6 protein-coding genes are annotated in these 6,695 nt (G+C 66.9%); 3 read left to right on the top strand and 3 right to left on the bottom strand.

Features of this window, described 5'->3' with window-relative positions:
* From ACIQ6O_RS11005 to ACIQ6O_RS10995, 3 genes are all read left to right on the top strand, one after another.
* A partial coding sequence (locus ACIQ6O_RS11005) for a DUF5916 domain-containing protein (protein ID WP_396207838.1) occupies nt 1-2,200 on the top strand: 2,200 nt, incomplete at its 5' end.
* 280 nt (nt 2,201-2,480) lie between these two features.
* A complete protein-coding gene (locus tag ACIQ6O_RS11000; RefSeq protein WP_396207837.1) occupies nt 2,481-2,924 on the top strand; it encodes an Hsp20/alpha crystallin family protein in 444 nt (147 codons plus the stop codon).
* Between the two features lie 162 nt (nt 2,925-3,086).
* Nucleotides 3,087-3,899: a cyanophycinase gene (locus ACIQ6O_RS10995; RefSeq protein WP_396207836.1), complete on the top strand. Its 813-nt coding sequence runs from the start codon at nt 3,087-3,089 to the stop codon at nt 3,897-3,899.
* Between the two features lie 211 nt (nt 3,900-4,110).
* Here the strand turns inward: ACIQ6O_RS10995 and ispE are convergent, their stop codons facing one another.
* The 3 genes from ispE to ACIQ6O_RS10980 all read right to left on the bottom strand — a co-directional run.
* Entirely contained in the window at nt 4,111-4,992 is an 882-nt protein-coding gene (ispE, locus tag ACIQ6O_RS10990) for a 4-(cytidine 5'-diphospho)-2-C-methyl-D-erythritol kinase (RefSeq protein ID WP_396207835.1), read from the bottom strand.
* Nucleotides 4,993-5,041: 49 nt separating this feature from the next.
* Entirely contained in the window at nt 5,042-6,058 is a 1,017-nt protein-coding gene (locus tag ACIQ6O_RS10985; protein WP_396207834.1) for a lysylphosphatidylglycerol synthase transmembrane domain-containing protein, read from the bottom strand.
* Nucleotides 6,059-6,098: 40 nt separating this feature from the next.
* Nucleotides 6,099-6,695: hypothetical protein (locus ACIQ6O_RS10980; RefSeq protein WP_396207833.1), on the bottom strand; the 597-nt coding region annotated here is incomplete at its 5' end.

Below are 6,695 nucleotides of genomic sequence, written 5' to 3'. Positions count from 1 at the left end.
GATGCCCCTTTCTCGTCTCATTCTGGCCGCCGCCGTCGGCTTGTTCGTGTTCGCCGCCCCCGGCCGCGCCCAGCGCGCCCTGCAGATCAACGGCGTGGAACACCGTGCGTACCGTACGTCGCGCAACATCGAGCTCGATGGACGGTTCACCGAGCCCGATTGGGCCCAGGCCGATTCCATCACCGACTTCCGGCAGAAGGATCCGGTGGAGGGGGCGCCGAGCACCGAGCGGACGGTCGTGCGTCTTCTGGCCACACCGAGCGGACTGGCGATCGGTTGGTGGCTGTACGACTCCGATGCAGCACACATCGTGCGCTCGCAGGTGCGCCGGGACGCGGAACTCCGGAGCGACGACTACGTGTCCATGGGGATCGACGGGCTGCACGACAAACGCAGCGCCTTCTATTTCCGCACGAACGCCAACGGGGCGATGTGGGACGGTGAACACGTCGATATCGAGCGCGGCAACGAGAGTTGGGATGGCGTGTGGGATGTCCGCACGAGCATCACGAACGAGGGCTGGTTCGCCGAGATGCTCATCCCGTGGGCCACGTTGCGCTACGCCGAAGGGGACAGCGTGATGGGGATGAACTTCCGCCGGTTCATGCCGCGGAAGAACGAGGAAACACTCTGGCGCGCGTGGCGGCGCACCGAAGGGCTGCGCTTCCTCGAGAAGGAGGGGATCGTCGGAAATCTCGACGGCCTGCCGCGGCGTCCGCGGGTGGAGGCACGTCCGTACCTGTCGGGCGAATCGCGGCTGCCGGAGCGACGCTACTTCGCGGTGCGCGGCGACACGACGCTCCTGCCGGCCGGGAGCGACGGCAACATTGGTCTCGATATCAAGGCGCCAATCACGAACACCCTTACCGCCGACATCACCATCAACCCGGACTTCGCGCAGGCCGAAGTGGACCGGCAGGTGGTGAACCTCACGCGGTTCCCGCTGTTCTTCCCCGAACAACGGCCGTTCTTCACCGAGGGTGCGGCGATCTTCGACTACGGTCGGCCGCGCGAAGCGCAGCTGTTCTACTCGCGCCGCATCGGCCTCGGCGCGAACGGCAATCCGGTCACCATTCCGCTCGGCGTGCGCATGCAAGGGCGGGCCGGCAGCCGGCAAGTGGGCTTTCTGGCGGCACGTACATCGGGTGAGGAGAAGACGACCAACGCGGTGTTGCGGGTGAAGCAGGACTTCCTGGGGCGCGGCTACATCGGCGCCATGGGCACCTTCGCGGGTGAGACGGGACGGCCAGCGAGTACGGCGGGCGGTCTCGATTTCTTTCTGCCCTACATCGTGCGGGGCGGCCAGAACTTCATCGTCGAGGGTAACGCTGCCTGGAGCCGCGATTCGGTCGGGGGTGTCGTGGGCGGCCACTATCGGCTCATGTTCGATTTTCCCAACGACAAGGCCGATATCGTCCTACGCCTCGATCGCATCGAGGCGGGGTACGATCCGGCGCTCGGCTTCGTGTCGCAGCGGGGCATTCATCGCGTGGCCGGGAATACCTCGTTCACGCCGCGGCCGCGTAAGCGCAGCAAGTACATCCGCCGGTACGAATTCAATCTCGCCAGCTACGACCTCGTGTGGGGGATCAACGGCGGGCTCGACAACGCCTCGTTCTCCGTGCGCCCCTTCGGCCTGCAGTTCCAGAACGGCGATCGGGTGGAGGCGAGCGTGCGACGTCGCTTCGATGCGCCCGACGAGACGTTCGGCTTGTTCACCAACGCGCGCGTGCTCCCCGGGCAGTACTGGTGGACGCGTACCGAAGTGCAGTATCAGGGGGCAGAGCCGCGGGCCGTGAAAGTGCAGCTCACAGCCAGCACCGGCGAGTTCTACGACGGTCGTTCGAGCGACGTGACGGCCAGCGTGCGACTCCGCCGCGCGCCGCACATGCTGCTCACGCTCGACGGGCAGATCTCGGATGTCGCGCTCCCCAATGCGCGCTTCACCGCCAACACGGTGCGCTTGCGCGCCGACTACGCGTTCAACCCGCGGCTCAACACCACGCTGTTCGCGCAATGGGACAACCAGTCACAGCGCGCGAGCACCAATGCCCGTGTGCGCTGGACGGTGAAGCCCGGCAGCGACCTCTACGTGGTTTGGAACAGCGGATGGCAGACCGGACTGGATCGCCCGATTCCGTTCATGAGACCGAGTCGCGGCGGGCTGGTGGCGAAGTACGTGTACTTCTTCCGGGCGTAGGGCGCGGGCGCCGCCTTTGGCGGCGCGGTGAAGCGTAAGGGGTTATGCGTTGCCTCCTTACTGCACCGCGTAAATGGGTGGCTGGCTACGCCGTGTTGTTGGGTGGCAACCCATAACTCTTTGCGCAGTTCCGCGAAGCCCCAAGGCTGAGCCCGTGTCTGACACTTCCCCACGTCGGGTCGGAGAATGTACCGATTCGCCCCAAGGCGCATGTGGGCAGGTTGAGCGCACCCTGTTTGAGGGCCCTCAATCACGCACCGAGGACGGTGCAGGAGATGCTATGCCCACGCTGACCAGAAAGACGCCAAGCCCGCTGTCGAGCGACGACGTGTTTTCCAGTTATCTCCGCCGCATGTTCGAGGATCCGTTCGCACCCGCGGCGACCGGCGCATGGATGCCGGCGGTGGAGGTGTCGGAGACCAACGAGGCGATGCTGTTGACCGCAGAACTCCCGGGGATCGAAGAGAAGGCGCTGAAGATCACGATCGACAACAACGTGCTTACGATTGCGGGGGAGAAGGAGCAGGAGCGTACCGACGCCCCCCCGGCCAAGAATTATTTCGTGTCGGAGCGGTTTTACGGTGCGTTCCAGCGGTCGTTCGCCCTGCCGCGCACGGTCGACATGGAGCACGTGAAGGCGGAGTTCGACAAGGGGATTCTGCGTGTCACGCTCCCCAAGCTCCCGCAGGCGAAGGGGAAGGTGATCGAGGTGCAGTCGCGGTAGACAGCGACGCGCCAATGACGGCTGTAAATTCGGGGAACCCCATAACCCGAACCCATGAATCCAGTGATTGCTATGGTGAGGTGGCGGCTGGCGGGAGCGATACTCCTGTCAGCCGCTTCAGTGTGCCCCATGCACGTGTCGGAGGCACAGGCGCCACGAGCCGTGGCCGGTCGTTCAACGTCGGGCACGTTGTTTATCGTGGGTGGCGGCACCCAGCCGATTCCGCTCGTGCAGGAGTTCGTCCGCCGAGCCGGCGGTGATACGGCCCGCATCGTGGTGTTCGCGATGGCCAGCGCCGTGGGCGAGAAAAGTGGCGAGGAGTCCGCGGCGCGCTTCCGTACCATGGGCGCCCAAGCGCGCAACGTGTGGGTCACGCGCGAGCAGGCCAACACCGACAGCGTGGCCCGCCTGCTCGATGGTGCCACGGCGGTGTGGTTTGGCGGCGGCGATCAGAATCGTCTCACCGCCGTCTTGCGTGGAACGGTCACGGAACGAGCCATCCGCGCGCGCTTCGATCGCGGCGCCGTGATCGGCGGCACGTCGGCCGGTGCGGCCGTACTCTCCACGCCCATGATCACCGGCGATGAACTCGGCCAGCGCCGCGACAGCACCGAAGCGTGGACCCGCGTCTCGCGCGGCAGCGTGGCCGTGGACAGTGGCTTCGGTTATCTCACCACGGCCATCGTCGACCAGCACTTCCTGCGACGCAAGCGGCACAACCGTTTGCTGAGTCTCGTCCTCGCCAATCCTCCGCACTTGGGTGTGGGCATCGACGAAGGGACTGCACTCATCGTCGAACCGAGCGGGCTGTGGCGCGTGGAAGGCGCGAGCTCGGTCCTCATTGTGGACGCGCGCGAGGCGCAGCGTACGGCCGACAGTGCCGCCGTGCTCGGAGCGAGCGGCGCGAGGATGCACCTGCTGCCAGCGGGCAGTACGTACGATCCGAAGGCCGGGGTGGCGAGACTGCGAAGGTAAACTGCGGGGGAAACTGCGGGGGTAACTGCGGGGGTAACTGCGGGTTACTGCGTCATGGATGAACTGCGTCATGGGTCATGGTGACCCCGAAACCAAAACGGCGAACAACAACGCAGCTGCGTCGTTGTTCGCCGTTACCTTTTCGCGGTAATCATGACCCATGACTAGCTGTCGTCATAACGCAGTAACCCGCCGTTCCCTACGCCGTTCGCTACGCCGTCCCGGTCAAAACGACCCGCGCGCCCTCTGGCGCTCTGATCTCCGCCGCCACTTCGGTCGCGTGCAGCAGGAAGCACGTCGCCCCGCTCCCGCTCATCATGCCTATGGCTGGTGTCCCCGCGTCTCCTCTCCTCCGCGCCTCATCACGGAGAGCCGGCAGGACCGCCGCCACGCCCGCGTGCAGTGATGGCACCACCTGCTCGAAGTCGTTGGCGGCCAGGGCACACACGCTCTCCCAGGTGGTGAACGCGTCGGACGCATAGGCGTGCGCCTGGACGCCTCCGCTGCGAGCTTCACGTGCCCGCGCGAAGGCCCCGTACGCGGCACCGGTGTTCACACCGTCCGCGAAGGCCACGAGTGTCACCGCCATCTCGGGGAGCGCGGGAAGCGGTAGCAGCCGGTCGCCGCGTCCCCAGGCCCAGGCGAGGGGCACATCGAGCACCATGAAGGGCACGTCGGCGCCGAGCGTACCGGCGAGCTCGAGCAACCGTGGCAGTCCAAGCGGTGCGGGGCAGAGGGCCTCGAGGGCGCGCAGGACTGCGGCGGCGTCGGCGCTCCCGCCGCCGAGACCACCGCCCACGGGAATGTGCTTCTCGATGGCGATCTGCCAACCGGTGGACCAGTGGGCCGCCTCGCAGTAGAGCGCGGCCGCGCGCCACGCGAGGTTCTGCTCCGGGGCGCCGATGCCTCCGGTGGGCATGCTGGGGCCGTCGCACGTGAGCGCGCACGGGGCCTCGTTCACCGCAATGTGCACCAGGTCGTGCAGGGCGAGCCGCTGAAAGAGCGTCTCGATGCCGTGGTACCCGCTCGCTTCGCGCGCGAGAATGCGCAGCAGCAGGTTGATCTTCGCGTGCGCGCGTTCGGTTCGCGTCACGCTGCCATGCGGGAAACTCACGTCAACGCTCTCGGCTCACCGGTGAAGGTCACGTCGTGCCGGGGCTACGCTGCGCCTGTGTCACGTCGCGCACGCTGAGCCCCATGCGCGCGAAGTATACCGCGCCAAGAACGGTGATGGGAATGAAGCTCAGCAGGTGATAGCCGAGTGCCCAACTCACCGCGAGATCCTTGGGCACCCCGTACACGGCCAGCCCCACACTCGCCGCGGCTTCGAACACGCCGAAGAACCCCGGCGAGCTGGGAACGGCGATGCCGATGGCAATGACCCCCTGCAGGAACAACGCCGCACTGAGGGGCACGTGTACGCCCACGGCAAGAAATCCGAGGTACATAGCCAGCGCGTGTGTGAGCCAGTGCAGCATGGTCCACCCGAAGAGCGCCGCGAACCGGCGCGTGTCACGCAAGACGGCCAGGCTCCCAACGGCCAGTTCCACGAACCCCACGATGAGGTCGCGCTGCTTCGGTGCCACACGGCCCGCCACACCGCTGATGATCCCGGTGACCCATGCGGGGCGCAGGACCACCCCGTAGCACACCATCAAAGCCGTCCCCACGAGCGTCACCCCGCCGATGGCCACGTCGCTCATGCCGCGTCCTGCCACGGTGGCCCCGTCGGGAAATTGCGGGTCGAGCATGGCCGCGAACATCAGAAGAAACACCACGAGCGCATCGAAGATGCGGTCCACCGCGAGGGACCCGAGCGCGGTGGTCATGGCCACCTGTGGCGCCTCCCGGGTGAGCGCGAACGCGCGGGCAAACTCGCCGGCGCGCAGCGGGAACACGTTGTTCATCATCACGCCGATGGCGGTGCTGCGCCACAGGGGGCCATACGGCAGCCGGCCGACCGCCGGCTCGAGAATGGGGCGCCACTTTCTCGCGCGTATGGGAACGATCGCCGTTCCCGCCACCGTGCAGAGGGCGAACAGCAGTCCGTTGGCGTTGCGCAGCACCTGCCACACCGCGTCCAACTCGACGTCGCGGAGCGTCCACCATAAGAGCAGCGCGCTGAACAGGAAGCCGACCGCCGTACGCCCGTGCTTCATCTCACCGGTCCTGCTGGGTGCGCCGTCGGCCTCTCATGGGTCAGGTGGTGACGGCGAGATCGAGCAGGTCGCTCAACTCCTCGAACAGCGCATGCGCTTCGGGTTGCGCAAGCGATCCCCGCTGCCAATGCACCTTGAGCTGGTCACGCACCTCCCGAGCGCGTGCCACGGCCGAGTGGCCGCGATACAGCAGCGTTTCGATGGACACGATGGCCGCGTCGGGGGCCGGTGCGCCGCTCCACAAGAGATTCGCCTGCTTCACCTGCGCGGCGAGCTGTGCATCGGTGAGTTCACGATTCATGAGCAGCTGCGCCACCGCCTGCACACCGGCGCGTTCCACCCCGCTCGTCAATGGCGCACGCGCCATCTTGGTCGCGAGCCCAGAGATGCTGGCGGCGCCGTAGCTGTCAGCCGCGTCGGCCAGGCCGAGCAGGGCCCGGCGAACCGCGTCGGCCAACGCCAGCTGCGACGGGCCGGCCGGACTGCTTGCGAGGGCTTCGGCTTCGCGCGCCACGCCTGCTGCGGCCGCGGCGATATCGTTGCGGAAGCGCTGCGCGAGTGTGATGGCCGGCGCGGGATTCCGCTGCAGAATCGCGGGCGTACCATCGTCCGGATAGAACCTGGCAATCGGCACCAC

It is taken from the genome of Gemmatimonas sp. (assembly GCF_044345575.1).
Lineage (GTDB): Bacteria > Gemmatimonadota > Gemmatimonadetes > Gemmatimonadales > Gemmatimonadaceae > Gemmatimonas.
This window is presented reverse-complemented; position numbering and strand designations above follow the sequence as displayed.

Excerpts from the sequence above, each read along its gene's own strand:
- ACIQ6O_RS11000 (WP_396207837.1), top strand. The coding sequence starts at position 2,481 with ATGCCCACGCTGACCAGAAAGACGCCAAGCCCGCTGTCGAGCGACGAC.
- ACIQ6O_RS10985 (WP_396207834.1), bottom strand. The coding sequence starts at position 6,058 with ATGAAGCACGGGCGTACGGCGGTCGGCTTCCTGTTCAGCGCGCTGCTC.